The sequence below is a fragment of the Arthrobacter sp. Marseille-P9274 genome, assembly GCF_946892675.1.
Lineage (GTDB): Bacteria > Actinomycetota > Actinomycetes > Actinomycetales > Micrococcaceae > Crystallibacter.
Genome location: NZ_CAMPOV010000001.1, coordinates 788093 through 814358 on the forward strand (window position 1 = coordinate 788093; position 26266 = coordinate 814358).

Below are 26266 nucleotides of genomic sequence, written 5' to 3' on the forward strand. Positions count from 1 at the left end.
CCGCCATGGCGGCGCCGGGGGCTCGTTAGCAGGGGGAATGATGAGAGTTGAATTCGGCTGGTTTCTAGACCGCGCGCCTTGGGCCTTCAGGGCGCCGGGACTCAATGCGGTGCGCGTAGGCCGGCTGGGCCTGACAGCCCTGCTCCAAACGAGGCTCGGCACCACCCGACCGGAAACGACCCATACCCTCCGGGTCAACCAGTACGCAGCCAGGCTGCGCGCACTCGATGCTCCCGGCGCCTGGTTCCACCGGTCCTTCGCGGTGGACCCGTGGGGCACAGCCCAAGACCTCCTGTACGCCCGCGACGAACTCGTCGCCAACGGCTGGGACGGCTCGCTGCCGGATGACGAAGTCTCCGACCTGGTGCACAGCCTGGCCGGGCTCGAGCAGGTCGGGTTGCCCCTCGCGCCCTCCCTGGCCGACGACGTCTCCGGACTGGTATCCGCGCTGGACTCGCCGCTTCCGCTCGGCATCTCCGTCATCGAACTTCAGCACCCAAGCGCCGCCCTGCCAGCCATTTGGCGGACGATTCTCGGCAAGTTGGCCGCCCGCGGCGTGCGGGTCCAAGAGCCTCATCCCCAGGCCGAGGAGGCGCCCATTATCACCGTCCTGGAGACGGAGACCGAATGGGAGGCCGCCGAGCACGCCGCGCGTTGGCTCGCCGCCGGGGAACGCAAGGAGACCACCGCCGTCGTCGCCTCCCGGTCGACAGCCGTCCTGGACCAGCATCTGTCCAGCCACGCGCTCCCCCGGCTCGGCATCAGCGAGAAGTCCGCCTGGCGGGCGCAGGACCAGATCGTCCCGCTGTTCATGGAAGTGATCTGGGGCCCGGTGAACGTGCAGCTTCTGGGCGAGTTCCTGTCCCTCCCGCTCTCCCCCGGGCCGGTCCGAGCCAAGGCCGCTCGGGCACTGCTGAAGGCCCTGGCCGAGGAGCCCGGAACCGGAGGCGCGGCCTGGGAGGACGCCCTGCGGTCCATCGCCGACGACGAAGAACTCGGGCCGGGCATGGCCACCGAGCTGGACGCACTGTTCTCTGGCCAGCTTCTCGTCGAGGATAACGGCGTCAGCGGTGCCGACATCGTGGAAAAAAGCAGGTGGCTGGCCGGACGGCTGGGCAGCCTGGCCGCGCGCGACGAATCATCGAAGACAACGTCCGCGCAGCTGCAGAGTCTGCTGACACTACTCGACGGCATGCCGCGTGTCTCCCGGCCCGACCTGCGGCGGATGATCTCCTCCGTTGTCACCGAGACCTCGAGCCCGTTTGCCGCCGCCGAGGCATCACCCTGGTTGCGGCTGAACCACCTGAACGAGCTGATGGACGACGTCGACGACGTCCTATGGTGGGGCTTCCAGTCGAGCTCACCGGCGCCGGGCCGGCGCTGGGAGGAACGGGACGTCGCCGCGCTCGCCCGGCTCGGCGTCGAACTTCCCTCGCCAGAAAGCCTCGCGGCGCTGCAAGTGGCCCAAACGGTCACCGCCGCCAGCCGCTGTAAGAACCTGCTCATCATCCAGACCACGCATCAGGACGGCGAACGCGTCGAGGGCAATCCGCTGCTCGAGGCCCTTGTCGCGGCGCAGCCGGTCCTGCCCGGGCCAGACGGCCGGCAGCCGGGCATCGCCGAGCTCGTCAAGCGTCGGAAGGTCACTCCCGGGGACGTGAACAACGGCGCCGACTGGGCTTTGGCGGGCCGTTCGGCCCGGTTGGTACCGGTACCGGCGCGCGAAGCCGCGGCCCCGCCGTTGTCCTTCGACATCGGACAGCGCCCGGACCTCAGGCCGGATTCACTGTCCTTCTCACAGCTAGGCAACCTGATCGGATGCACGCTCGCCTGGGTGCTGGACAGGAAAGTGAGGCTGCACGTTGCGGACGCGGGCAGCGTGCCCGGCGGCAACAAGATGATAGGCACCTTCATGCACAAGGTGGTCGAGGAGCTCCACCGGGACCTCCAAGCCGCGAACCAGTCGGTGCCCACTCCAGATCAGGTGGCCGCGAAGATCGACCAGCTGCTGCCCCAGCTGGCGTCAGAACTTCTGTTGCCTGGCCGGCGCAGCGGGCTAAAGCACCTGCACAGGGTCGTCGGTGCCTCGGTGCTGAAATTCTTTACAACGCTCAGCAAGGCCGGCATCGTCATCCAGTCCATGGAGCAGAAATTCGAGAAGGACTTGGCACTCATTGTGGACGGCGCCGAGGTGAGCATCCCCGTCACCGGGTCCGCCGACGTCGTCGGGATCGACGCCGACGGTCAGCGGGCGGTCATCGACCTCAAATGGCACAACCGGGACAAGTACCGGCTGGCCGAAGTGCGCGAGGGCAAGTCCCTCCAGCTGACCCTTTACCAGTGGGCGCTGAACGACGACGGCGACGAGGTGCCGGACTCACCGACGGCGTACTATCTGCTGAAACAGGGCACGTTCGCATCGACGGCCGCGGCCTTCGGCAACCCAATCCAGGCCCAGCAGAAGCCGGCGGAGCTGTGGGGCAAGGCCATCGCGGCGGCCGAATTCTCCATCAACGAGGTGGTCAACGGCCGCGTGGCCGCCGGACCGCTGCTGGACGCCGCCCTGGCTGCCGCCGGCGAACCTTCGGGCGAAGAACTGGCGGAGGGGGATGGCCGGCTGTACGGGAAGCCGCCCTGCAAATTTTGTGACTTCAGCAGGCTTTGCGGACTCAAGGGGGACTTTTCGTGAACGCGTTGGACAACATCACCATGGTTTCCGCCAGTGCGGGGACCGGTAAGACCTACTACCTGACCAACGCGATCGCTTCGAAGATCGCCCAAGGTGTTCCCGCCTCGGCCATCATGGCCACCACCTTCACGAAGAAGGCCGCGGGCGAGCTCAGGGAGCGGATCGCCGCGAAGCTGCTGGACCACCCCGGCGACGGCCAGGACCCGGCACGGCTTCGGGACGCAGCCCAGCAGTTGTCCGTCAGCCTGATCGGCACGGTCAACGGCGTCTGCGGTCGGCTGCTGCAGGAATACGCGATCGACGCCGGCCTATCCCCTGCCCTAGAGGTGATCGCGGAGGAGGAGCAGGCGGGCATGTTCCGGCTCGCCACTGACGCCGTTCTGGCGGACTATGCCGGGCAGATCCTGCCTCTGGCGCAGCGGCTCAGCCAACTGGAGGACGACGGCGCGTGGGACAAGACGGTGCGCAGCATCTGCGACGCCGCCCGGAACAACCTGCTCGGACCGGAGGCTCTCGCGGAGTGCGCCGAGCGTTCTTGGGCCGGTTTCAGAGAGTTGCTGGATGAGCCTGCGACGGACGACCGGTCCAGCTGGCTGCATCAGTTCCGGCAGGCGCTGCCAGAGCTGGTGTCGGTCGCCCGGACCGGCGTGGACGCTGCTGGGAAGCCGGTCAAGACTTCGGGCGGCAATTTCGCCGGCAAGTGGCCAGTGATCAACGACAGGATCTCGGCCATGGACACTGTCGAGAACATTTCTTGGGAGCAGTGGCGCGGAGCTGTTCCGAGTGATTCCGCGGCTTGGATCAAGAGCCACTTCGAGGGGCCCCGCACCGCCGTCCGGGACGGCCTGCTCTCGAATCCGGCCTTCCACGACGACGTCGAGCAGTACATCCGTCTGGTCTTCGCCTGCGCCGCCGACTGCCTCAAGGCGTTCGCCGATTTCAAGCGCCTGCATGGCCTGATGGACTTCGTGGACCAGGAGACCCTGGTGGTGGAACTGCTCCGCAACAACGAGGCCTTCCGCGCCTCCTTCGGCCAGCGGGTGAAGTTCCTGGTGGTCGACGAATTCCAGGACACCAGCCCGCTGCAGCTGGAGCTGTTCCTGCAACTGAGCCGCCTGGTGGATGAGGTTGTCTGGGTGGGCGACCCCAAGCAGGCCATCTACCAGTTCCGCGGGACCGACCCGGAGTTGATGGGCGCCGTCGTGGCAGGCGTAAGGCACGTCAAACGGCTTTCTTACTCATGGCGGTCCCAGCGGGCGGTCATTGACCTCTCCAACGCCGTGTTCGTGCCGGTGTTCGATCTCATTGGCATGAAGCCGGAGTCCGTCCTGCTGGATCAACCCGAGGATCATGCCGACTGGCCCGAGGGGTCGTTGGAGGCTTGGACACGCGGGCAGTCCAAGGACGAGGACCGGCTGGCCGCCACCGCCGCCGGAGTCGCCGACCTGCTCCGCCGCCGCCCGGAGCTAAAGCCCTCCGACGTGGCCGTCCTGTGCCGCTCCAATGCCGATGTTTCCGCCATCGCAGCTGCGCTGGCCGATCTGGGGATCCGCGCGAGTGTTAATGAGCAGTCCCTCTTTGAGCCCCGCGAAATCCAGCTGGTCCGCGCCGCGCTCGCTTTCGTCGCAGACAGGGGGGACACCGTCGCGCTGACCGAAATCGTCGCCCTGCATCCGGATCACGCCGCACACGGGAACTGGCAGCAGGAGCTGCTCGGCGCCGTCGTGCCCGCCGACGCGCTGGCCGCATGGGCGGCGGACCCGCTCATCGCCTCGCTGTCAGCGTTGCGCGAACGAGCGGGCCGTGCCACGCCCACGGAGGTCTTCGAAGAGGTCGTTGGACTGCTGGGTTTGCCCGGGATGATCAAGTCCTGGTCCTTGCCGGCCACCCGGCTGCGCAACCTGGATGCCTTCCGAGCCAGCCTCAACAGCTACTACGAGTCCTGCAAGGCGCTCAGGACCCCTGGCACGCTGCGCGGCTGTCTCCGGTTCCTCGCAGAAGAGGAGCAGAAGGGCGCGGAGAACTCGGGCGACGACGTCGTCAACGTCTTGACATACCACAAAGCCAAGGGACTCGAGTGGCCGGTGGTCATCATGGAGAGCCTGGACAAGAAAAGCGGCGCCAGTCCTTTCGGCACCGCCGTGGAGCAGGACGGAGCCTTCGACTTGGCCGCGCCGCTCGGCGGACGCTGGATCCGTTTTTGGCCCTCACCGTTCCCGTATGGTGGGTCGCCGCTGGACGAGGCGGCTCGGAACACCGCGGTGGCCACCCGCAGCGAGGACCGCGAGCGCAAGAACCTGGCCCGCCTGATGTACGTGGGCATGACACGGTCGGTGGAGACGACGGTGCTGACCTCGAAGACGGCGGAGCCCGCGGGCTTGAACCTGCTCGGTATCCCGGAGCTCATTTCCTGGTCCGGATCCGACGGCGCAGGGAGCATCCGCGTGGCCGGCACCGCAGCGCCGCTTCCGGGCACGGCATTCTCCTACGCTCCTGGGGAAGCGGAGCAGCGCGACAGAGCGGCCGCCGTAGAACAGTACACGGACGTGTTGCCGCAGACCGGCGACGAAGAGGTGCATCTGCCCGCGCGCATCCAAGCCAGCAAGCAGGCATCCACGGACGGCACCGCCGAAGTCGCCGAGAAGTCGGATCTAGGCTCACGACTGGTTGCCCACGGCGATCAAAGCTGGGACGCCGTCGGCTCCGCAATCCACACCTACCTCGGGACGGCTTACGAGGCACTGTCCCGGGACGAGCAACTGGGCTTGGCCGAGCAGATCGTCGACAGATGGAACGTTCGCCATCTAGTCGGCGCCAACATGCTGGTGAGGGCGGGTGAGCGCCTAGCCGATTTCCTGGCCGACAACTACCCGGGGGCCGAGAGACAGCGGGAGATTCCGATCGGTTGGCGCAACGGTGCTGATCAGGTGATGGAAGGCTGGATTGACTTGCTCTTGGAGACGTCGGAGGGCTACGTCCTGGTCGATCACAAGAGCTATCCCGGCAAGGAACCCGCCGAGCACATCCGGGATAACTACCTCGGCCAAATGGACGCATACCGCGAGGCTGTCTTCGCGGCCACGGGCAGGCCGGTGGTCGAGACGCTGATTCACTTGCCCGCGTTGGGGAAGGTTTACGAAGTCGTCACAGCAAGCTAATTCCGCCAATCTCCATGTAGACAGGCGAATCATGGTACGAACTGGCAGACGTGGCGTAGCGCTCGAGCAGCTCTTGTCTCGCTCCGGCTACGAGTCTGTGGCTACCCCGGGAGCACCTCGCATTTCTGATCTCTCCCCGGGACTTGCGACCGATGTACTGGACCTCTATAGGCAACTCGGCGGAGTAGAAGAAGCTCCTAACTTGCGTCCGGGCTCTTGGGACCTTGCATTCAAGGGCGGGCTCGTCGTCGAGCTCGACGAGGAACTCCACTTCAACCGCTACCGCACGCTGACTCTCGAGCCCAACTGGTCGAAACGACTTCCTTGGCACGCCGATTATTGCCGGTTCTCAATGGCTCACGAGCCCCTCTGTCTGAGCGCTGGACGATGGGGCAAACGGTGGACGAATCCGTCCTGCGAGTCGATGTTCGGACTACCAGCTACGCCGGGTGTACTCAGTGCAGGCGGAGCTCCTAGATGGAAGCAGCGTGCCCTCTACGACGCCATGAAAGACGCGGCGTCCTTGTCAGATCCACGCATTCGGCTAGCGAGGATCTCCGTTTTCGATCGCATAGCAGGGGTTAAAGTTTCCTCTCTGCTCGACGGTTCGGCGACCGTCGGCCCCCAAGCCATGGCCCGTTTCGTAGAAGGAAGATCGAATTGACCGCACGCATCCCAGCCGAGAAAGGTAGGGCAAAGGTTTCGCGCCCGCTTGGAGCATTTTCTCCCAGACGTGTTCTGAATTCTGGGCTCCCGAAGCTACATATCAAGCTTGGCTGCCCACTATTTCATTAGCCAGTTTCCTCGGCGGTTGCCCGGCGCTGTCCCGGACCGACTACGACGGCGTCGTTTCCCTCTCCCGCATCTGCACTTCCGAAACTCACGTGGACCCTGCCGACCATGCCTCGTTCTGCCTACTGGACGAAGCCGGCGCCGACTTCAACGCGCACCTGGACTACGTGCTCCGGGAAGCCGCTGCCGCCGTCGCACTCTCCCGTTTCGAAGGAAAGCGCGTCCTGCTGAACTGCGTCCGCATGGAAAGCCGCACCCTCACCGTCGCCGCCCTCTACGGCGCGATGGTCACCGGCATGACCCCCGAAAAAGCCCTCGTTAAGGTCCGCGCCGCCCAACGCCAGCCCAAACCCCGCTTCCGCCTCGCGCTGCACCGCCTCTCACACGAGCCCCGATGAAGATGGCGGGGCGGCTGGTCCTCACGGCAGCGTAAGGCTGCCTCGGTCTTCGTTCCCCGGCCCTGTGACTGCCACGCACGCAACCGGCCTGTCCTCAATGGCACCAGCCCCGATGGCATTGAGGACAGATTTCCTTCATCGAATTGCCGACGCGCGAGGTCGCAACGGTCGATTAGCTTGCGCGGCGTCCTGTCAGGCAGCGACTGCGGGGAACACTACGAGTGATCCGTCATTGTTTCGTTCGATCTCAATTGCAACGTCTGTCTGGTGGGTTCCCCCATTGAGCCCATCGCCCATCGCACGGAGGCGGTATGCAGCTTCGAGTAGTTCGTCGACCTCGCCTGGAGTAAACGCGGGGATCCGGAAACCGCCATTTCGCTTCAACTCGAGAGTGGAGAGTCGAAGGAGTATTGAACTGATGTCTGCCTCCAACTCGTCGACTCGACGTTCGTCGTCGCGAAGTGTTCCCATAAAGCGCTTGAACGGATTGCCCGTTCCCTCCAGCTGAGCGTGTTCGACTGCTTGCAGCACCAGTACTCGGCGCTTGAGAGCGATAGCGAGTCGCGCAAGCTCCAAATGTGCGCGGAATGTTCCGCCTTCCTCGTTGATGCCCGGGAATGTTTTGGTCAGGGCACCGACTTCAACCGGACCATCAGGCAGAGCATCTAGCCCATTCTGCCATTTCATAAGTCGACGCTTCGCTCGTTCTATCGCCGTGCTGATCGCGTACGACGAGGAATCTAGTCCCAGCGACAGGCCTATTCTGCCCTGATCCAAAACAATCGACGTCGCCTTGTCGATTGCGTCGCGACAACCGTCCAGCTCACCGCGTTCCTTCTCGAGGTTGTCTTCGTGTAACTGCTCCAAGAGGTCGGTGATGCGCTCGATCGCTTGCTGGCGCTGGTGATCGGCGTATGCGCTGGCGCCCACTGCTACGGCCATCAGCACAAGTGGCGCAGCCACTGTCAACACTCCAGCACTGGCTACCGCCACACCAGCTGTTGTGGCCGAACCGGTTGCGGCACCTGTAGCCGCCGCCTTACCAGCAACGGGAACAAACGTCGCTTTGGCTACGATGCCGGTAGGGCCGCGCAATGCGCTGTACACGCCTCCGGCAACCGCCTTCGAAGCCATTGGTTTTACTAGTCCCTTACCGACCTGCGCGGCTACTTTTGCCGGTACCACCATTCGATAAAGCACCTCGCCGCTATCGGCAACATTCAGCTTCGCGGGTGTCGACTTCGCGGTCTGCGCCACGAGGCGCGATAACTGCTGCGCGAGCGGACTGGCTGCATGAAGCCGAATCCCACCGTTCCGACCACGTTCGGCCGGCATCGGATGCGCTTCCAGAGTTGCGATTGGGGAATCTGCAAGCGTTGCCAGAGCTGTTCTCAATTCTGCAAGTCGAGCCGGATTCATACTGTGATTGCCTAGCACGTTCGGCACGCTCACAGCCTCCGTCGCGAGCGTCCATACTGGAACAGGCACCTTGTTTTCGGTGGTCATGTCTTGTCCCCTCCCCCAAACTCACATCCACCACAGACGGTGGCAGCGACACCAATTCAACCACAGGCCGCAGACGTAACCCTCGCCTAGGTTCTCATTCGTTTTTCGTTTTCGCTCGCTGACGTGGAGACCTAACGAATTTGGCGACAACCATTCGTTCGCCATGACCATGAGGACCGCCGTATTGACAAGCTGGATGATGCCGAGCGGCAGATGCCAACACGCGCCCCCCCTAACTCCTCTCGATGAGCGCGTTGCTCCCTGAAAGGTGAGGCTCGAAAACTGTCAGAGGCAACCTTTACCGTGAAAAGTGGGGCAGGCATCCGCTGCCACAACTAAATCGCGGACGTTCTTGGGGGAATCATGAGCGACGGTTATGCAATTTTCGACACTGGCAATGACCAGCGAGATCCGGTTCGGCTTCTGCTCGGACAGACCAATCGGCTCAAAATCATCGACGGTCTTCGTGCTGCCGGGCTTCGTTCGAAGGACGAAGCCCTGGCCTTCCTCATGAAGACCACCGGCCGGCCGATCACGAGCCTCACGCAGGTTTACGACATCGAGGCTGCCAAAATCATGACCGAACTTCGCCGGCTCGGCCGCCGGACAACTTAGTCCATACAGCAAAGGAACGCCAGCACCCACACCAACTACAGGCCGAGGAGGTCGCCATGCAGTTTCCAGTACCCGTTCCACCCGTCCGCCGCTTCATCAGCGCCGCCGACGAAGTCACCAGCCGCAGCGGAATCTCCGTCAACACAGAGTACCGCCGAGGCCATTTCCTCTGGGCAGCCGTTCGAACAGTGGGCGAGCATGTCGTAGGGACCCGCTCCGGGTCGGTGGTTACCGAATCGGTCAACGGCAGTCAACATGGGCTGCTGAAGGCAATTTACGATGCCGTTCGGCAGCTTCAGAGCGGCACCTCCTTGGATGTTTTCTGCCAAAGTGAGGACAGGGCGGAATCACTGCGCCTATTCGGTCTAGAAGTTTCGGCTCTATATCCTCCTGCGCCTGCGGTCCTGGGGTTGCAGGAAGTGATCACTTCGCAGGTCGAGGAGCTCTTCGCCACCGTGGAGATTGCGACCGATGCCTCACGCAGCCGACGTTCCCGTTGGGTGGGGCATGGTTGGGTCCTGGTGTTTCCAGGTGGGACAAAGCCCGCACTCGGACACAAGGCCATGGACGGCGGCAGTGTGTTGGAGGGCGAGCTCCGGGCTTTCAGACTGGGCCTGTTGGCAGCCCGAGAGATTTACGTAGGCGCGTTGGATGGCCATAGCGCCGTGACAGTGAGCTCGGACAGCCGGCTTGCGCTCCGCATGATCAATGAGCCCGGCTTCGAACCGCCGTCGGCCGATGCCCGCTGCGTCAGCGAAGTCCTGCGTATTCGAGGGATCGTCCGGTGCACCAACGTGGATTTCCGCTGGGTCAAGGGCCATGCGGACAATCTGCCCAACATCTTCGCGGACCGTCTGGCCGTGCTCTCGCGGCGCTGCCAGGAAGCGGGCCTCTCGGACGAGGAGACATATCAGTTGACCGCCGGTGTGAGGGAAGAAGCACGCAACCAGCTGGTCGGCTCACCGCTGGCCTTGGCCGCTTAGGACAAGCCTGCAGGCTTCGAACAATCTGAACCTGGAAAGGAAAACTGATGGACGGGGATTTGAGGAACAGCCAGCTTTGGCCGCGTGTCGTCGAATTGCATCGTCAGGGCATTTCCCTACGTCGAGTCTCAAGGGCTCTACGGATCCCTGCGGAAGAAATAGTGCGGGCCATGGGCGGGTGGACGGGAGTCGAGAGGAAACGTCCCAAGGTAGCGAAGGATGGCACGACCATCTGCCCCCGGTGCGCGAACGAAGCTTGGCCCGTCCGCTTCGGGATGTGGATTCCAGAGCGGGATAAGCCAGCGCCGAAGGCCGTAATGGCAGGATGTGTCATCGGCCCCGACGCCCCTGAGTGGGCCTGCCAAAACGATGAGTGCGGCTACAACTGGCGCGTCGACACGCACAGCGCGACGGGACTTCCCGATCGTCTCGTACTCATGGAACTGCTCCACGGCGGCTTGTCGCTCAACGACATCGCCGAGCTCTATGACGTGGAGCCTTTGGTGGTGCGGGGTGCCCTGTACGACTGATGAGGACCGGAACAGGACCGATAGAAGTTTGTAGTTGGGGGAACAAAAATGCCAGGTCATCGACCGGACGTTAACAATTACGCAGAAACGCGAGAGCGGCTGGATTCCGCCATAGAGTCCATCGAGCATGCAGCGGACGGTCTCAGGCCAGCGCTCGAAATCGCACTGAAGACATCGCAGCACTACCGGGAGATCGTCGCCGGCTACCAAGACACCCTTCACAAGCTGCTCGCTGCCGATATCTCCGATCCCCGCGTCACCGGCCTCATCGAGACCGGCAAGACGATGCTGGCTACAGCTGAAAGAAATCGCGATCATTGGAAAGCCCAACTCCGCCACGAGCAGGGACGCCAGAACAAACTCAACGCCGTACGCGGTGAGCTCGTCCAAGCCCGTAACCGGCTCGATGTAGCTCAGAAACTCATCGAGGGACAAGCCCATCTAGCTTCGCTGGCCGCACTCGGGGAACCGCTGCCCACGGTGCCCGCCCAGGCACTCCCCGAGTTCCGCGAAGCCCTGCAGCTGGCCCGCGAAGCTGAGGCACTGGCCGAATTGAAGGAGTGGCGATGAAGAAACGCCCCGATAATGCCAGTGCGCAATCCTGCACCACTTGCGTCGACGTCGAAGTGACGAAACGGACGACGGGTGGCTGTCTCTTGGGATTCGCCGTGCTGGCTTCCCTGTTGTGGCTGATCATCGCCTCTGTGAGCGGCGGCAACGCCGGCATTGCCCTTGCGGTGTTCCTGCTCGTCCTGCTGTCCTCGATACCGATCCGCCTCGCCCTACGCCGAAAATCCATCGACCGAATCCAAGTCGCCATCAACGATGCCTTAGCCCGCGAATTGCACACCCACGTGCGCGTCAGTCGGAAGCAGGCGGACAGATTGCACGACTGTCTCGTCACGAAGATCGAAGACGGCAACCAGAACTACAAGTTCGTAGCAAAAGACCCAAAGCCTGGAAGCGCCGAGAGAACCGCGATCGGCACAGACTTCGTCGTGACCATCATGGCGAGGCACGGCGATCTGGGTCTTGCTGCCTACCAAGACATGGTCCGAGCCGTGCTGGAATCCCAACGATGACCCAACTTCGCCGAAGATCACCTGCCCTTGCTCGTCAGAAGCGTGATGCGATCAGATGGCGGATGCGCCAAAGGCAGGCTCCGCATGGGCATGGCGGCCGAGTTAACTCGGAACGCTACACGGAGGTAGATCAGCCCAGCCGGACTCCATCGGTCAGGCATACTGATAGGTACTGCCCTGGGGGCATTTCAAGGGTAGAAGGGTGCCGATGATGGCCAAGCTTTTCAAACACGTCGCCTCCGTGGTGGTTGGCGCGCTCTTAGCGCTGGGCCTGCTCGGTGCAGCAAACAATCTGGGGTTCAGCCCGTTCCAGTCGAGCCAGGTCGACCGGAGCCAGCCCGCGCTGCTGACCTCAATTCAGGACATCAGCCAGTACCACTCCGTGGTCGGTAATTTCGAGGTGGTGGTCGACCGCGAGGACGACGACATAGCGTGGATGCCCGACATTATCGCTGGACGGCGGACGCTGTTTGTAGCGGCGGGCACCGTCAACGCCTATGTCGACTTGTCCGGTCTCGCTGATAAGGACCTGAAGCTGTCCGAGGACGGCAAGTCGGTGACGGTGCGGCTGCCTGAACCGCAGCTGGACAAGCCCAACCTTGATCAAGACCGGTCCTACATGTTCGATCAGAAGCGCGGCGTTGTCGACCGGATCGCCGATGCGATCGAGACTCCCCAACAGCAGCAGTTCTACAAACTCGCCGAAACGAAGATGAGCGCCGCCGCGGAGGAGTCGGAGCTTCGAAAGCAGGCTGCCGAGAACACCAAGACCATGCTGACCGGCATGTTCGGCTCGCTCGGACTGCGCGTCACCTTCCTCGACGCTGCGTCCAGCTAGCTCCCTGTCGATCAAGTCGGTTTTGATCCAGCCCCTCACAGAGACTAACTGATGTCCACATGACCACTGACTCAATCACGATCAGGACTACCGGAACTTCTTGGGCGTGGCAGGGCTGATATAGATGGATGCGAGGATTCAGTTATGACAGACTTCCTGCGAGTTGGCGGCGCCGCCATCAGCTTCACAGAGGCACGCGAGATCGCCGGCAGATACCTGCGCAACGAAAGCGGCACTTACGCGTACCCGGCCTACGATACCTACCCGGGAACCCCGGGCGGGGAGCTCGGCAGGCAGGACCTACTAGCCATCACCCTGCTGAACGCCGGGCACAACGCGATTGAGACGTACTACGGACTGGAGAAACTGCTACCCGAGCTCAACCGACGTCTCGCGCATCCCGCCCTAGCCGGGACCTTCGAGGATGCCAGACCGAATACTCTGGGCGCCATCGCAGAACTGCTAGGCATCACCAGCGACTTTCCGACGCGGTTTGTGCCCGGGCCCACGAAGGTCGCCAAGATCGTGCACCTAAAAAAGCCGGAGCTGCTCCCGCTATTCGATAAGAACATCGTCCGCTGCTACAGCGAGCTGGGAGATCCGCCGGTGCCGAAAGACCCCGAGCGCAGCTGGAAGGGCTACCTGAAAGCTTGGCTACCGGCGGTGAAGGATGACCTCATTAGCCAGCTAGCCTCCTGGCAGGAGCTAGCTGCTCTCGCACCCGGTCCCAAGATCAGTCCGCTGCGCGCCTTGGACATCGTTGGCTGGGAACTCGGCCGTCGAGGAAATGGGCCAGAGTAACAGCAGCTGTCACACCGCAAAGGATCGGGGTCTGCCGTCTAAGACCGCATGAACTGTGGCCTCCAGCGCTAAGCCGATACGGGAGGTCGCCGCGGATGAACTTTGCGAAGACCTCCCGCTCCTGACTAGGCGCTGGTGCCGGCGGGGATGCCGGTGATGAATTCTGCGGCCTTTTGGCTGATCAGCACCGGGGGCGCGTTGGTGTTGCCGGTGGGGACGAGCGGCATGATGGAGGCGTCGGCGATGCTGACGCCGTCCAGGCCGCGGACCTTGAGGCTGCGAGAGTCGACGACAACGAGTTCGTCCAGGCCCACCTTGCAGGTGCCGACCTGGTGGTGGTAGGTCACGGCGGTTTCGCGGACGTAGCGCTCGAGGTCTTTGTCGCTGTCGGAGTACTCCGGTCCGGAGTAGACCTCTTCGGGTCCCCACTCGGCCAGCGCCACTGTGCGGCCCATCTCGCGGTACTGCCGGACCGACGCGACCAAGGTGCGGACGTCCTCTTCGGCGGTCAGCGCGCCTAGGTCGATCCAGATCGGGTCCTCCGCTGGGGGTCGGAGAGCGTGTCGTGTAGATGACCGGCAAGAGCAACTGGTCGTGCGGGTTCTTGCCGACCCACGCTGACCAGCAGCGCTGTTGCTTCGCGGCGAGGCCAGAAGGAAAGGACTGGCTAGGGTGGAACCATGCGAAGCGACTTCAGCCCTGAGGAACTATCGTCCCGGGATTTCTATCGGCTGCTGACAGCAGTGGTGGTTCCTCGGCCGATCGCTTGGGTTTCGAGCACGTCTGCGGACGGCGTGGACAATCTGGCACCGCACTCATTCTTCACGGTGGCATCGGTGAAACCGCCGATTGTCCAGTTCACGTCGGTGGGTGAGAAGGACTCGCTGCGGAATATCAGGGCGACCGGGGAATTTGTCGTAAACCTTGCCACGGCGGGCCTGATGGCTGAGGTCAATGCCACCGGCACGAATTTCGATCCTGAGGTGAGCGAGTTTGACGCAGCCGAGGTGACGAGGGAACCGAGCCGGATAGTAAAGCCGCCGCGAGTGCAGGAGTCCCCTGTGGCGCTGGAGTGCAAACTGCACCAACTACTGCCGATGGGCGACTGTACGTTGGTATTCGGAGAGGTAGTGCATGCTGCCGTCTCGTCCGATGTCTTGGAGGGGACGCATCCGCGGGTCGACCAGCTGGATCCGTTGTCGCGACTCGGCCTGGATGAATGGGGAACGATGGGCGAGGTGCGCGAAATCAAGCGGATCAGGAAAGCAGAATGGCCGGGCCATTTCCGTCCGGGCCCAGTGGAGGAATAACGGAAAACCTTCACACAGATGCGACGGCAGCCCGCCCCTCGACTCCGGAACCGAAGTCATAAAGGGGCGGGCCGCCGTCGTACTTTCCTTCACCGAACCCGGCGGGCGCAGCCAGAATCAGCCGATGCCGAGCTGCACGAAGACAAACCACACGAGCAGGGGCACGACCGCAATCATGGCCACGGCCCACAGCAGCAGGGCCCGGAAGAACATGCGCTCGTCCTTGGGCTGCGCACTGGCCATCAGCAGAGCGCCGCTGGTGGACATCGGGCTGACGTCGACGACGGACGAGCTGATCGCAATGGCAGTGACGACGCCAATCGGAGTCAGCAACGGATCCATGGCGATCGGGGTCACGATGGGGCTGATGACGCCTAGGGTGCCGGTAGTCGAGGCGAAGGCCGACACGATGCCGACGACGTAGCTGGTGATCAGGGCGGCGACGGAGCTGTTGCCCAGCCCGGCGATGCCGGCCTGGAGTTCCTCGAGGGCGCCCATCTCCTCCAGCATGCCCACGTAGGTGACGATGCCGGTCACCAGCACGATAGCGGACCAAGGCATGCTCTCTACGGCGGGCTTCTGGACACCGGGGTTCAGGATGATCAGTGCCAGCGCGACCACCAACGAGGCCACGCCGACATCCAGCCCGAACGTAGTGGTCATGACCAGCAGGGCGCCGATCCCGAGCAAGGTAGCGATACGGATCGGGGTCGCGGCCACCTTGACCGGCGTCCTTTCGGGGGCGTCGACGGTGGCGGGTGCGGTCAGGAGGGCCGTTGCGCCTCCGCCTACGACCGGCGCGGGCGATCCGGGACGCTCGCCCCCGGACTGCGGGGCGCCGCTGCTTTCGATAGCCGCGGCGCGGGCGGCCCGCTTCTTCATGATGCTTTCGATGAGCAGGTAGGCGAGCACTGCGAGCACAGCGTTGAAAGCGAAGCAGTAAAGGTATAGCTTCAGCGAGTCCTGGGAGGCGCCGGCATCGCTGAGCATAACGTTACCCAGCACGCCGAAGGGGTTCACGGGAGAGAAAGCGCCTGCGTTGGCGCCCTGGACAATCACCAGGCCCATGGCGAGCGTGCTGATCCCGAACCTTGTACCGAGGGCCAAGCCGACGGGAGCAACGATCGCGATAGCGGCAGGCGTGAACGCTCCGGCCGAGGCCAAGGCTGCGGTCAGCAGGAACATCAGGACCGGCACCAGGAAGCGCCGGTTTCCGGCCAGCACTTCGGCCCAGTACGCCAGCAGGTCGATCGTGCCGTTGATCCGCACGATGGCGAAGAGCAAGGTGGCGCCGACGAGGATGAAGAACAGCCCTGCCGGGAACTGGCCGATCACGTCCTTGATGGACAGTCCGGCCACGAAGGTACCGACGCCGAAGGCAGCGACGGTGGCGATCAGGCCGGCGTTGATCCGGGTGAACGAGCCGATCGCGAAGGCCACGACCAGTACGGCGAAGGCGATGAGGGACACTGACATGGCTGCTTCCCCTTAGATGCCGGCAGGCAGCTTGGCCGGCGCACCGGACAGCAGGCTGCCGGCGCCGCTGATCGAGGGCTTGTGGTCCAGGGCCTTGAGGATCTCGTACGTGGTTGCCGTGGCTGCCGTAATGACCGGCAGGCCCAGCTCGTCCTCGACCATCTGGACGGCAGGCAGCGACGGCATCTGCACACAGGCGGACAGGACAATTGCATCGGCGCCTTCGCGCGCGAGGTTGCGCGCAATCTCCGGCAGGTTCTGCGGGTCCAGGCAGCCGACGGCGAGGTTGTCCGCAACTTCAAGGCTGACGGCCTCGAGAACCTCGATGCCCGCACCTTCGATGTACTCGCGCACCATCTGGGTCAGCGGCTTCATGTACGGAGTCACCATGGCGATCTTCCGGACGCCCATCTCCTGGAGGGTGCGGACCAGCGCGCCGGCGCTGCTGGTAACCGCGGCCGGGTGGCCGTTGTCTGCGGCAGCTTGCGCGATGCTCTCCTCCGATCCGATGTGGGCATTCGGCCCCTGTGCCATCACAGCCACCAAGCACGCATACGCGATGGCGTCGACGTTGGCATCGGAGACCGCCGCAGCGCAGTCTGCGGCCTTGCCCACCATGGCCAGCAGCTCTTCGCGGTTCACGTTCTTCATGCCAGCGCGCGCCGAATGGAAGGTGTACCTGTGACCGGTGGCCTCAGACTGGCGGCGGAAGAGCTCCGGCAGTTCGGTCTCCATGGTCGTGTTCGAGCTGGGAACGATCAGTCCGATGCGGGACAGTCCGGCCTGCTTCGGGGCAGAAACGGTCTCGCATGCAATGTCAGGGGTGCTCACGTATTTTCTCCACGGTCTTCGGTAATGTCCTAAACCCACTTGGTGGGATCGGAAACCATGATGCGGGTTATTTCCGCCCAATGTCAACTGGATCACATCGAGCCAAGCCCTCCGACTGCTTCCTGGCGCCCGGGGACCGCGGGAAGGAGCGGTAGGATTACCGGGCATCCGACAGGAAAAATCACGGGCAAGGAAACGTAGTTTGGCAGCGGAGAATAGCGGCGCATCGTCCCCGATCCTGGTCCTCCACAAGGTGACACAGATCCTCGACTGCTTCTCCATCGAAGCACCGGACCCCACACTGCAGGAGATCACCCGAAGGACCGGCCTGCCGTCCAGCACCTGTCAGCGGTTGGTGCAAAACATGGTGCGGGAAGGTTTCCTGGACCGCGACGGCGACCGGTACCGGATCGGGATTGGCCTCGTGCGGTGGGCGACCCCCGGAACGCTTGGACTCGACGTCGTACGTTTGGTCAGGCCAGTCCTGCAGCAACTGCGTGACGATACCGGCGAAAGCGCGTGCTTCTACGTCCGCGACGGCGCATACCGGACGATTGTGGCGGTCGCCGAAACCCGCCACGTGGTGATGCGGCCCTTCATGGTTGGACAGGTCATGCCCATGCATGCCGGCGCGGCCGGAAAGGTCTTCCTCGCGTTTGATCCGGAAGCACGGGGGGCCATCGTCGAGTCACCTCTGACGAAGTTCACACCCACAACCCCCGAAAACCTTGCCGATCTCGACCGCCAGGCTGAAGAAACACGCAAGCACGGTTTCGCCTCGGCTTTCGGCGAGCGCCACAGCGATGTAGGCTCCATCAGCGCCCCAGTCTTCGACCACGCCGGCCAACTCGCGGGCGCGCTCGGACTGGGTTTTCCGACGCAGCGCGTGGGACCGGCGGATGTGGGGACGTTGGGGCCGATTGTCGCGAAAGCGGCCCGTTCGGCGAGCGAGGCCCTCGGCTACACCGGCCCATAAATGCTCAGGCTGCCGGATCCCCCGACCGCCCTGCTATGCGCCGAGAGCGATGCCATGACAGGCGCCCTGCGCGCCGTCCGCACCGCAGGGCTGAAGTATCCGGGCGATATCTCGCTCATCGGTTTCGATGACAGTTCCTGGGCAGCGGTGATGGATCCCCCGCTGACCATGATCGAACAGCCGATGCTGCGGCCCGGCGCCCTCACCGCCGAACGGCTCCTTGCCCGGATCAAGGGGGAGGATCCCGAGCCCGAAGTGCACACACTCAAGTCGCGCTTCATCGAGCGCGGATCGGCGGCGCCGCCCCGGCACTGACCACACAGGGCAGGCGCGAAGGACGGGACGGACCACGGTGAAATGCGGTTCCGTCCCGTCCTCCTTCAACCCGCGGCTACTTGGCGAAGCGCTCCGGCCGGAAGGTCGCCAGCATCGGATGCATCTCCCCGTCAGGATCTCGCCGGCCAGCAGTTCGCCGGCGACAAGGCCCAGCGTGGCGCCGGAGTGGGTAATGGATCTGCTTTTCTAGGCCTCGGTGCCGGCGGGGGTGCCGGTGATGAATTCGGCGGCCTTTTCGCCGATCAGCACTGAGGGGGCGTTGGTGTTGCCGGTGGGGACGAGCGGCATGATGGAGGCGTCGGCGATGCGGATGCCGTTGAGGCCGCGGACCTTGAGGCTGCGCGGGTCGACGACGGCGAGCTCGTCCAGGCCCATCTTGCAGGTGCCGACCTGGTGGTGGTAGGTGACGGCGGTTTCGCGGACGTAGCGCTCGAGGTCTTCGTCGCTGTCCGAGTACTCCGGGCCGGGGTAGACCTCTTCGGGCCCCCACTCGGCGAGGGCTGCGGTGCGGCCCATCTCGCGGCACTGGCGGACCGAGGCGGCCAGGGCCCGGACGTCCTCCTCGGCGCTGAGCGCGCCGAGGTCGATCCGGATCGGATCCTCCGGATTGGGGCCGGAGAGCGTGATCTCGCCGCGGCTGAGCGGGCGGACGATGCCGCCGATCAGCGAGAAGCCGTTCTCCGGGCCGGTCATCTCGTCGAGGAAGTACATCGGGATGGAGAAGTGGATCGGCTGCGTGTCCGGCACGGCCAGGTCCGGGCTGCTCTTCCAGAAGTGGTGCACTTCCGCGGCGGCAACCTCCGACGGCGGGACCTCCTTCTTCGTCGTCGTGTAAATGACCGGCGAGAGCAGGTGGTCATGCAGGTTCTTGCCGACTCCGGGCAGGTCCAGCACGGGTTCGATGCCGGCCTCGCGCAGCTCCTCGGCCGGGCCGATGCCGGAGCGCAGCAGCAGCTCAGGCGAGTTGATCGCGCCGGCGGCGAGCACGGTCTCCCCCGCGGTCAGCGTGTGCAGCCGGCCGTCCTTTTCGTATTCGACGCCGGTGACGGTTCCGTCCTCGAGCAGCAGGCGGCGGACGTGCGCGCCGGTGATGAGCGTGAGGTTTTCGTGTCCGACGACGGGCTTCAGGTAGGCGTGCCAGGTGTTGAAGCGCTTGCCGTTGCGGACGTTGAGCTGCATCTTGGAGACGCCCTCGACATCGCCGGAGTTGTAGTCCTCGTTGAGCTTTACGCCGACTTCCTGCGCGGCCTCGAGGATGTCGTTCTGGACCGGGTTGCGCGGGAAGTCCTTAACGACGTCGAGCAGGCCGGAACCGCCGCGCGTCTCGGAGGCACCGCCGTCGTACTTTTCAATGGCCTTGAAGACCGGCAGGACGTCCTCCCAGTTCCAGCCCGGGCAGCCCAGGTAGGCCCAGGTGTCGTAGTCCTGTTTGGCGCCGCGGACCCAGATGGTCGCATTCAGCGCGTGCGAGCCGCCGGTGACCTTGCCGCGAGGCAGGTGCAGGCGCCGGCCCCCGCAGGCTTCCTGCTCGGTGGTGAAGTAGTTCCAGTCCTCGGGGCCGTGCCAGAGCGCGCCTGCCGCGAAGACATCGGCAATCACCGGGTTGGTATCCTCGCCGCCAGCCTCCAGTACCGCTACCGTCTTGCCCGCGTCGATCAGCCTGCGGGCCAGGACCGAACCGGCGGAACCGGCGCCGACCACAATGAAATCCAACTCGTTGACCGCCATCTTTGGCCTCCCAAACTCTGCGGTGATGCAGCTCACCTAACTGATGCTCCAGTCTTGTCCGGGAGCGAGGCCGTCGACTTGGATCTGGGTGCAGGGTTCGTGGAAACGGGTGCACGAAACTGCGGTCAGATCTCCGGTCGGACTGCAGGACGTTGGCCCGTGGTGCCTTTGCCGTCCGAGCACTATAGTGATGCAACCGGGGAAGGGAACAGGAGCATGACTGAGATTTTGCTCAGGCAGGAAAATGGCTGGACTGCTCCTAAAGTCGCCGGGTATGCGCTGGAAAGCGAGGTGCAGGCGCTCCTTGCCGAACATCCTGCGCTGGTCCCCGGGGTTGGACCTGGCGCCCGCTCCTGCCGTGAATTCCTGACGGAGCCGGGGCCGATAGACCTCGTCATCGTGGATGAGCATGGGGAGCTCACGCTGGTCGAATGCAAGCTCGCTGCGAACCCTCAGGTCCGGCGGGAAATCATTGGACAGCTTTTCGACTACGCGTCCTGTTTCTGGAAGATGGACGTCAACGACTTCCTGGCCAAGTGGCGTCGTCGAGGTCCCGATCTGCTGGAGGCCTTGGACGATGAGAAGGCCGAGGTGCTGCGCGAAGCGATCGCCCGGAACCTGTCCGGCGGGCGGTTCCGGCTTGTCCTGGCCGCGGACGACCTCAACAAGCCGCTGAAGCGCATGGTCGAGTACCTGAACGCCATGAGCGGACCGGAAACGTCGGTGATCGCCGTCGCGTACACGCGGATGAGCCACGGGGAGGTTGAACTCCTGGTTCCGGAGGTCTACGGGCAGGAGTCGGCGGAGGCCAAGGCCAACCGGTCCGGGACAGACCGAGTGGTATGGGACCTGCCCACGTACCGTTCGTGGATACAGCAGAACGATTCGCAGGCCATCGCCGGGTTCGATGTGCTCGTGTCCGCCGCGGAGTTGGCAGGGCTGATGCTCACCGGCTCGCTGGCGGCCAAACCCGCCGCGGGGTTTCCGATCCTGGACGGCTCCGGGCAGCAACTCGGCACCCTCTCCGTGCTCGCCTACAGCGGCATGGGCACTTCCGTCGAGTTGAACTTCAATCGCCTGGCGTCCAAGCCGGAGGACGAGCGGCCTCCCACCGAAATATTGCAGGTGTTCCTGAACGATCTCGCTAATATCCCGGAGTTTAGGCCCGTCGCAGAGAAATTCAGGGCGACCGACTTCAAGAGCCGCGCACCCAACGTGCCGCTGCGTGTCCTCTCGCCGGGCGCGATCGACAAGCTTGTCGCGGCCCTCAAAGGACTCATGACCCGTCCGCGGTAGTGCCGCGAACGCGGTGTTGGTCCGCACTTGACCTTGCCCTTAGGGGCAAGGTCTACGGTGGGGGCGTGAGGAGGGCAAGATGCGGATCGGAGAACTGGCGGAACGGGCCGGGGTCACGGCGAAGGCCGTGCGGTACTACGAGTCGCTCGGGCTGATCGTCCCGGAACGGCGGGCGAATGGGTACCGCGAGTACGGCGAGTTCCACGTGCGCGCGGTCAGAGAGGTCCGACAGCTGGCCGAGTGCGGGATCGCGCCGAGCCGTGCGGCGCCCTTCATCGAGTGCCTCGACGCCGGACACGTCCACGGCGACGAATGTCCGGCGTCGCTGGCCGCCTACCGGGACAGCATCAGCGAGCTGGACCGCGCCATTGCCCTGCTCACCGCCCGCCGCGCGCTGCTCGCCAAACGCATGCAGGACGGCGCGGAGCGTTCCTTCAACAGTCTGGAGACTTCCGCCATGACCGACTACAGCGTTTTGCCCGAGGGTTTGCCTATTCCAACGGACGACGGCGGTGCGGCGCACCTTCCCGGCCTGGCGGTACCTGCGCTTACGCTTCCGTCGACGGACGGGCAGCAGGTCAACCTGGCCGAATTGGGATCGGGCCGCTCCATCATCTACCTCTACCCGCTGACCGGCCGGCCCGGGGTGGACCTGCCGGCGGGCTGGGACGAGATCCCCGGCGCCCGCGGCTGCTCGACCGAGGCCTGCGATTTCCGCGACCACTTCAAGGAGCTGGCCGCGGCCGGAGTCTCGCGCGTGTTTGGACTCTCCAGCCAGGACACCGGCTATCAGCGGGAAGTGGTCGAGCGGCTGTCACTGCCGTTCCCGATGCTCTCGGACCAGGAGTTTATGCTCCAGGAGGCCCTGGACCTGCCGGTGTTCTCCGCCCCGGGGCACGAGAAGCTGTACTCGCGGCTGACACTAGTGATTCTCGATGGCATCATCGAACACGTCTTCTACCCCATCTTCCCGCCGAACAAGCACGCGCAGCAGGTCCTGGAGTGGCTGACGGCGAACCCGCACTGATGGATATCGGCTCGCTTTCCATCCATCCATCGGGATAAGAGCTGGGCTTGTTCGCCGGTATAACACGCGGACCTCGAACTGCTCTTCTTGGCCCGGATCTCCTAACCGCTAGCCGCGACCGAGCCCGATTCACATGCGGGGAGTCTACTTACACGGACACCATAAGTGGCCGTCCAAAGGAGCCCTGACTCGTCCTACACAGCGCAGATTTATCGTGCTATCAGAACGCATTTTCGATAGAATTAGGCATGGCGATCGCACCCCTCGAAGCGACTCAGGAAGCCACCGGCTTCCTCGCTTCGATGCGCGACGAGCTACAGGAATTCGCCACGATTTTCCGTCAGAATGCCGGCCTTCAGGACCCGCGGGTCGTGGCCGATTGCGTGGGGCTGTTCGAGGATCTTTCGAGGACCGTCGAGCAGCTGCAGGTCACCGGGGCGCATACGGTGGAGCGGCAAGGCGTAGCAAGCGCGGTGGGCCGGGACCCGGGCAACCCGGAGTCAAAGTCGGAGTTCCGGGACGCCGCGGACTACCTCCGCGCCCGGCTACGGATCAGCCGGACCGAAGCCAGACGCCGCATCCGCGTCGGCGCCGGCACCATGCCGCAAACCCTCATCTCCGGCGGCGAGGCGCCGCCGAAGTACGAACACCTGGCAGCAGGACTGGCCGAGTCCGAGATCGGCGGCACGGCCGCCACGCTCATCCACGACACCCTCGAACGCATCCGTCCGGTTGCCGCCCCGGACCACCTGGCCGCCATGGAACAGCAGCTGACCCGGCAGGCGGCGGAATCCGATCTGGACACGCTGCGCATCATCGCGCGTAGCTGGGAAGCCGCCATTGATCCAGACGGACGCGAACCCAGCACGGAACAGCTCGCCGCCCAGCAAGGCGTCTTCATCAAACGGAAGCGCTGGGGCCTGCACCGGCTCGAAGTATGTGCCACGGATGAACAGTACGAGCACCTCATCACCGCCATGAACACGGCCACCAATCCGCGCCTGCAAACCACCTTCGGCCCCGAAGCCGGCGACCCTCAGGCTACCCATAGCAGCCTCGGCCACCTCACGGACGGCGCCGCCGGGGAGGCAAGCGAAGCGGCAGCCGGCCCGGCGGGAGAAGCAGGACCGCCCCCGGGCTGGCCGAACCCCACCCGGCCCCAGCTACTGCTGCAGGGTCTGGTCGGGGCCTGCCAGATCGCGCTGTCCACGGATAAGCTTCCCAGCGCCGGAGGCCACCGCCCGCAGGTCATGGTCACCATCGACTACCAGGACCTGATGAGTGCAACCGAAGCCGGCACCACCGGCCAGGCCGTCTTCACCGGACTCATCACACCCCGCACGGTCCGCAAGATGGCCTGCGACGCGGACCTCATCCCCCTCGTGTTCGGCGGCAAAGGCGAAGTCCTCGACATCGGACGCGCACAGCGGCTCTTCACCCCCGCCCAGCGCCGCGGCCTCGTCGCCCGGGACAAGGGCTGCGCCTTCCCCGGCTGCACCATGCCGGCCCACTGGACCGAAGCCCACCACATCCGCTACTGGAAAAAACACAAAGGCAGCACCTCCGTCGCCAACGGCGTGCTCCTCTGCTCCTTCCACCACCACCTGGTCCACGCCGGAGACTGGATCATCGAATCGATCGACGGCATACCGTGGTTCATCCCGCCCGCCTACATAGACCCCTCACAAGTCCCACGACGAAACAGATTCCGGCACCCGCCGGTCCTCAAACACACAGGCCAATTGACGGCTCCGGCCCGACAGACAGACGGCTGCAACGAGCCATCAGGAGGATCTCCAGTGCTCACCGCCACGGCCAGTCCTCCGGCCCCGGCCCCTGTCGAATCAACCGACAACTGGAGTCGCCCATTCGGCGACGGACCGCTGCAACCGAACGAACCGCCCTGGTAGAAACTCGCGCTCCTTCAAGCGTTTTTCAGTTGCGGGATGGTGCAGGAGAGGCCTCGGAGGGTCCAAACGTTCAGTCCGTCTCCGGTCCGGCGCAGTAGGCGCACTCCGGCTCGGAGCACGGGGCGTCGTACGGGCCGAGGTTCTCCGCCGAAAACAGGCCGGTCCTGCCGGGCGCTGCTGGAGTGGTCAGAGTACTCGTCCTTGAGTGGCTCATGCGAAGTGCCTTTCATTAGCCGTTGATGTGATTCCGCCAATCCAGCATGCAGGCTGCCCATGCATAGGGTAAAGCGGGCTTTTCCCATGCATACCGGTTAGAAAAACCGAACAGTGGAGCGCGCTCCCACGGGCTCCACTCTCCGGCTCCGCTATCACCAATGCTTCACAGCTCCACCGCTCCACGGCTCCACCGCTCCACGGCTCCACGGCTCCACGGCTCCACGGCTCCACGGCTCCACGGCTCCACGGCTCCACGGCTCCACGGCTCCACGGCTCCACGGCTCCACGGCTCCACGGCGATGGTGCGCCCGGAGACATCCCGGGCGCACCGGCGTCGTTGTTAGCTTGGTTATCTACCGGCCGATGGGCCTAACGAGGGGCCTGTCGGCGGCGAAACGCGCGGGGTCCAGGAAGTCCAGGTCGATGAAAGGGGTCTCGCCGAGGGCTATCTGGGCGGCGAGTTCGCCGATGGCGGGGGCGTGCTTGAAGCCGTGGCCGGTGTCGCCGCTGGCGACGATGATGCGCGAGCCCGGGTGCAGGCGGCCGAGGAGGAACTGGCCGTCGGGGGAATCCGTGACCATGCACATCTTGGCTGCAACGCGGTCGGGTTCCAGGCCGGGAAAGCCTGAGTGACGAGGCCGGAGAGCTGCTGCCAGTCCCGCTCGCGGGTGACGGTGCGGTCGATGGGGTGTCCATCGGCACTGTGCAGCACTACTTCGGCTGGAAGGAGAACCTAGTCGACGAGGCGATCTAAAGCATCGCCGCCGACACGGTGAACGCGATTCTGATCAGACGAGGGACCCAGGACGGCGAATTCCACCCGGTCGCACCAATCGACCACATCGTCGATATCCTCTTGCGTCTGACCGACGGCTACACCACGGGCCAGGCCGCGGGTTTCCTCGACGCAGCCGCCCCGACCGGGAAGGACATCACCGCCAGGTTCGAGACGGTAGCGGCTGCCCTGCTGGGCGTACCCCCGTCGGCTCAGGGGTAGTCAGGCGCTGCGTCCAGCCGGAAGAAATCCTCCAAGGTGAGGAAATCGCCGTCGTTCATGTCCGCCACGAGGGACGTGCCGACGTACCGCAGGTGCCATGGCTCGTACGTGTAGCCGGTGGTGGCCTCGGCTCCCTTCGGGTAGCGGATGATGAAGCCGTAGTCGTCGGCGTGCTCGGCGGCCCATTTGCCGGCCGGAGTGTTCGCGAAGCACGGATCGAGGGCACAGGTTCCGCCGGGGTTGCCGATGTCCATGGCCAGGCCGGTCTGGTGCTCGCTGTAGCCGGGGCGGGCAGCGAGGGTGTCGGCCGTTTCCTGGCCGTACTGCAGCACGTAGTTGTTGTAGAGGCTGGCCTGCTGGTTGTAGGAGCGGTATCCGCTCACGGGCACGATGCTGACGCCCGCCTTCTTGGCAGCGCTGGCGAACTTCTTGTAAGCATCGGCGGCTTCCGCCCGCAGCGATTGGCCTTGGATCCTCACCATGCGGGACGGGACATAGCTCTGCGGGTTCAGCTTCCGGTGCTTGTTCACCACCACCTGCAGGCTGGAAACCTCGTCGATCTCATAGCCGTTGACCGTCGCCGCCGTCGCGGCGGGAGCGACCAGGCCGAGGCACACGAACACGGCCAGCAGCACTGCGAACATTCTGTTGATGACACCCACGAGGCCCCCAAGACGTTGAAGAATGCGTTCGGCCACTTTATGCGAAGGGCGGGAGCGCGTCGAGATTGTTTCACCTGCGAGCGTGCGCCGCTAAGTATCTCCGCAGTCC

General features: G+C 64.3%; 25 protein-coding genes and 1 pseudogene. 17 read left to right on the plus strand and 9 right to left on the minus strand.

The annotated features are described in order from the left end of the window. Window positions 1–37: 37 nt before the first annotated feature. From OC550_RS03540 to OC550_RS03550, 3 genes are all read left to right on the plus strand, one after another. Window positions 38–2689, plus strand: coding sequence for a PD-(D/E)XK nuclease family protein (locus OC550_RS03540; RefSeq protein ID WP_262103926.1), 2652 nt, complete (start codon window positions 38–40; stop codon window positions 2687–2689). Then, window positions 2686–5847, plus strand: a complete 3162-nt coding sequence (locus tag OC550_RS03545; protein ID WP_262103927.1) for an exodeoxyribonuclease V subunit beta — start codon at window positions 2686–2688, stop codon at window positions 5845–5847. Before OC550_RS03540 ends, OC550_RS03545 begins: the two co-directional genes overlap by 4 nt. A gap of 884 nt (window positions 5848–6731) precedes the next feature. Continuing rightward, complete coding sequence (locus OC550_RS03550) at window positions 6732–7037, plus strand: hypothetical protein (RefSeq protein WP_262103928.1); 306 nt, start codon at window positions 6732–6734, stop codon at window positions 7035–7037. A 192-nt stretch (window positions 7038–7229) separates the two neighbouring features. On the opposite strand, the gene OC550_RS03555 is transcribed toward OC550_RS03550, so the two are convergent. Next, entirely contained in the window at window positions 7230–8543 is a 1314-nt protein-coding gene (locus OC550_RS03555) for a hypothetical protein (protein ID WP_262103929.1), read from the minus strand. A 363-nt stretch (window positions 8544–8906) separates the two neighbouring features. Between OC550_RS03555 and OC550_RS03560 the strand changes: the two genes are divergently transcribed. From OC550_RS03560 to OC550_RS03590, 7 genes are all read left to right on the plus strand, one after another. Then, window positions 8907–9158 (plus strand): hypothetical protein, encoded by a 252-nt coding sequence (locus OC550_RS03560; protein WP_262103930.1) that lies wholly within the window; start codon window positions 8907–8909, stop codon window positions 9156–9158. A gap of 56 nt (window positions 9159–9214) precedes the next feature. Next, a complete protein-coding gene (locus tag OC550_RS03565) occupies window positions 9215–10141 on the plus strand; it encodes a ribonuclease HI (protein ID WP_262103931.1) in 927 nt (308 codons plus the stop codon). A 317-nt stretch (window positions 10142–10458) separates the two neighbouring features. Next, window positions 10459–10671, plus strand: coding sequence for a hypothetical protein (locus OC550_RS03570; RefSeq protein WP_262103932.1), 213 nt, complete (start codon window positions 10459–10461; stop codon window positions 10669–10671). A 48-nt stretch (window positions 10672–10719) separates the two neighbouring features. After that, on the plus strand, window positions 10720–11241 hold the full coding sequence (locus OC550_RS03575; RefSeq protein WP_262103933.1) for a hypothetical protein: 522 nt from the start codon (window positions 10720–10722) through the stop codon (window positions 11239–11241). Beyond that, window positions 11238–11753: a hypothetical protein gene (locus tag OC550_RS03580; RefSeq protein WP_262103934.1), complete on the plus strand. Its 516-nt coding sequence runs from the start codon at window positions 11238–11240 to the stop codon at window positions 11751–11753. The genes OC550_RS03575 and OC550_RS03580 overlap by 4 nt, the downstream gene beginning before the upstream one ends. 208 nt (window positions 11754–11961) lie before the next feature. Beyond that, window positions 11962–12591 (plus strand): DUF4230 domain-containing protein, encoded by a 630-nt coding sequence (locus OC550_RS03585; protein WP_262103935.1) that lies wholly within the window; start codon window positions 11962–11964, stop codon window positions 12589–12591. A 144-nt stretch (window positions 12592–12735) separates the two neighbouring features. Next, entirely contained in the window at window positions 12736–13392 is a 657-nt protein-coding gene (locus OC550_RS03590) for a DUF6308 family protein (protein WP_262103936.1), read from the plus strand. A gap of 125 nt (window positions 13393–13517) precedes the next feature. Here the strand turns inward: OC550_RS03590 and OC550_RS03595 are convergent, their stop codons facing one another. After that, entirely contained in the window at window positions 13518–14045 is a 528-nt protein-coding gene (locus tag OC550_RS03595; protein WP_262106237.1) for a GMC oxidoreductase, read from the minus strand. A 27-nt stretch (window positions 14046–14072) separates the two neighbouring features. Between OC550_RS03595 and OC550_RS03600 the strand changes: the two genes are divergently transcribed. Further along, window positions 14073–14702: a flavin reductase family protein gene (locus tag OC550_RS03600; RefSeq protein WP_262103937.1), complete on the plus strand. Its 630-nt coding sequence runs from the start codon at window positions 14073–14075 to the stop codon at window positions 14700–14702. A gap of 117 nt (window positions 14703–14819) precedes the next feature. Here OC550_RS03600 and OC550_RS03605 read toward each other — a convergent pair whose 3' ends face one another. Together OC550_RS03605 and OC550_RS03610 are read right to left on the minus strand one after the other, a co-directional pair. Further along, window positions 14820–16178 carry an SLC13 family permease gene (locus OC550_RS03605; RefSeq protein WP_262103938.1) on the minus strand — a complete coding sequence of 453 codons (1359 nt, stop codon included), beginning with the start codon at window positions 16176–16178 and terminating at the stop codon, window positions 14820–14822. A 12-nt stretch (window positions 16179–16190) separates the two neighbouring features. Further along, entirely contained in the window at window positions 16191–17009 is an 819-nt protein-coding gene (locus OC550_RS03610) for an Asp/Glu racemase (protein WP_306556906.1), read from the minus strand. A 202-nt stretch (window positions 17010–17211) separates the two neighbouring features. Between OC550_RS03610 and OC550_RS03615 the strand changes: the two genes are divergently transcribed. Together OC550_RS03615 and OC550_RS03620 are read left to right on the plus strand one after the other, a co-directional pair. After that, window positions 17212–17985, plus strand: a complete 774-nt coding sequence (locus OC550_RS03615; protein WP_262103939.1) for an IclR family transcriptional regulator — start codon at window positions 17212–17214, stop codon at window positions 17983–17985. Then, window positions 17986–18300: a substrate-binding domain-containing protein gene (locus OC550_RS03620; RefSeq protein ID WP_262103940.1), complete on the plus strand. Its 315-nt coding sequence runs from the start codon at window positions 17986–17988 to the stop codon at window positions 18298–18300. It abuts the gene before it with no gap. Between the two features lie 76 nt (window positions 18301–18376). Here OC550_RS03620 and OC550_RS22285 read toward each other — a convergent pair. Together OC550_RS22285 and OC550_RS03625 are read right to left on the minus strand one after the other, a co-directional pair. After that, window positions 18377–18498: pseudogene (locus OC550_RS22285) on the minus strand (D-amino-acid oxidase); the annotation flags it as partial. Window positions 18499–18507: 9 nt separating this feature from the next. Then, complete coding sequence (locus OC550_RS03625) at window positions 18508–20049, minus strand: GMC family oxidoreductase (RefSeq protein WP_262103941.1); 1542 nt, start codon at window positions 20047–20049, stop codon at window positions 18508–18510. 216 nt (window positions 20050–20265) lie between these two features. On the opposite strand from OC550_RS03625, the gene OC550_RS03630 reads away from it, so the two are divergent. From OC550_RS03630 to OC550_RS03640, 3 genes are all read left to right on the plus strand, one after another. Beyond that, a complete protein-coding gene (locus OC550_RS03630; RefSeq protein ID WP_262103942.1) occupies window positions 20266–21345 on the plus strand; it encodes a hypothetical protein in 1080 nt (359 codons plus the stop codon). A gap of 79 nt (window positions 21346–21424) precedes the next feature. Continuing rightward, on the plus strand, window positions 21425–22372 hold the full coding sequence (locus tag OC550_RS03635; RefSeq protein ID WP_262103943.1) for a redoxin family protein: 948 nt from the start codon (window positions 21425–21427) through the stop codon (window positions 22370–22372). A 248-nt stretch (window positions 22373–22620) separates the two neighbouring features. Beyond that, the gene (locus tag OC550_RS03640) at window positions 22621–24282 is read left to right on the plus strand and encodes an HNH endonuclease signature motif containing protein (RefSeq protein WP_262103944.1); all 1662 of its coding nucleotides are present in this window, start codon (window positions 22621–22623) and stop codon (window positions 24280–24282) included. A 70-nt stretch (window positions 24283–24352) separates the two neighbouring features. On the opposite strand, the gene OC550_RS03645 is transcribed toward OC550_RS03640, so the two are convergent. Both OC550_RS03645 and OC550_RS03650 read right to left on the minus strand, forming a co-directional pair. Next, on the minus strand, window positions 24353–24496 hold the full coding sequence (locus OC550_RS03645; protein ID WP_262103945.1) for a hypothetical protein: 144 nt from the start codon (window positions 24494–24496) through the stop codon (window positions 24353–24355). A gap of 355 nt (window positions 24497–24851) precedes the next feature. Next, window positions 24852–25154 carry an FAD-dependent oxidoreductase gene (locus tag OC550_RS03650; RefSeq protein WP_306556928.1) on the minus strand — a complete coding sequence of 101 codons (303 nt, stop codon included), beginning with the start codon at window positions 25152–25154 and terminating at the stop codon, window positions 24852–24854. A 116-nt stretch (window positions 25155–25270) separates the two neighbouring features. Here OC550_RS03650 and OC550_RS03655 point away from each other — a divergent pair, with 116 nt between their 5' ends. After that, window positions 25271–25495 carry a hypothetical protein gene (locus tag OC550_RS03655; protein WP_262103946.1) on the plus strand — a complete coding sequence of 75 codons (225 nt, stop codon included), beginning with the start codon at window positions 25271–25273 and terminating at the stop codon, window positions 25493–25495. Here OC550_RS03655 and OC550_RS03660 read toward each other — a convergent pair. Further along, window positions 25486–26139 carry a D-alanyl-D-alanine carboxypeptidase family protein gene (locus OC550_RS03660; RefSeq protein WP_262103947.1) on the minus strand — a complete coding sequence of 218 codons (654 nt, stop codon included), beginning with the start codon at window positions 26137–26139 and terminating at the stop codon, window positions 25486–25488. The genes OC550_RS03655 and OC550_RS03660 overlap by 10 nt on opposite strands. Window positions 26140–26266: the final 127 nt, after the last annotated feature.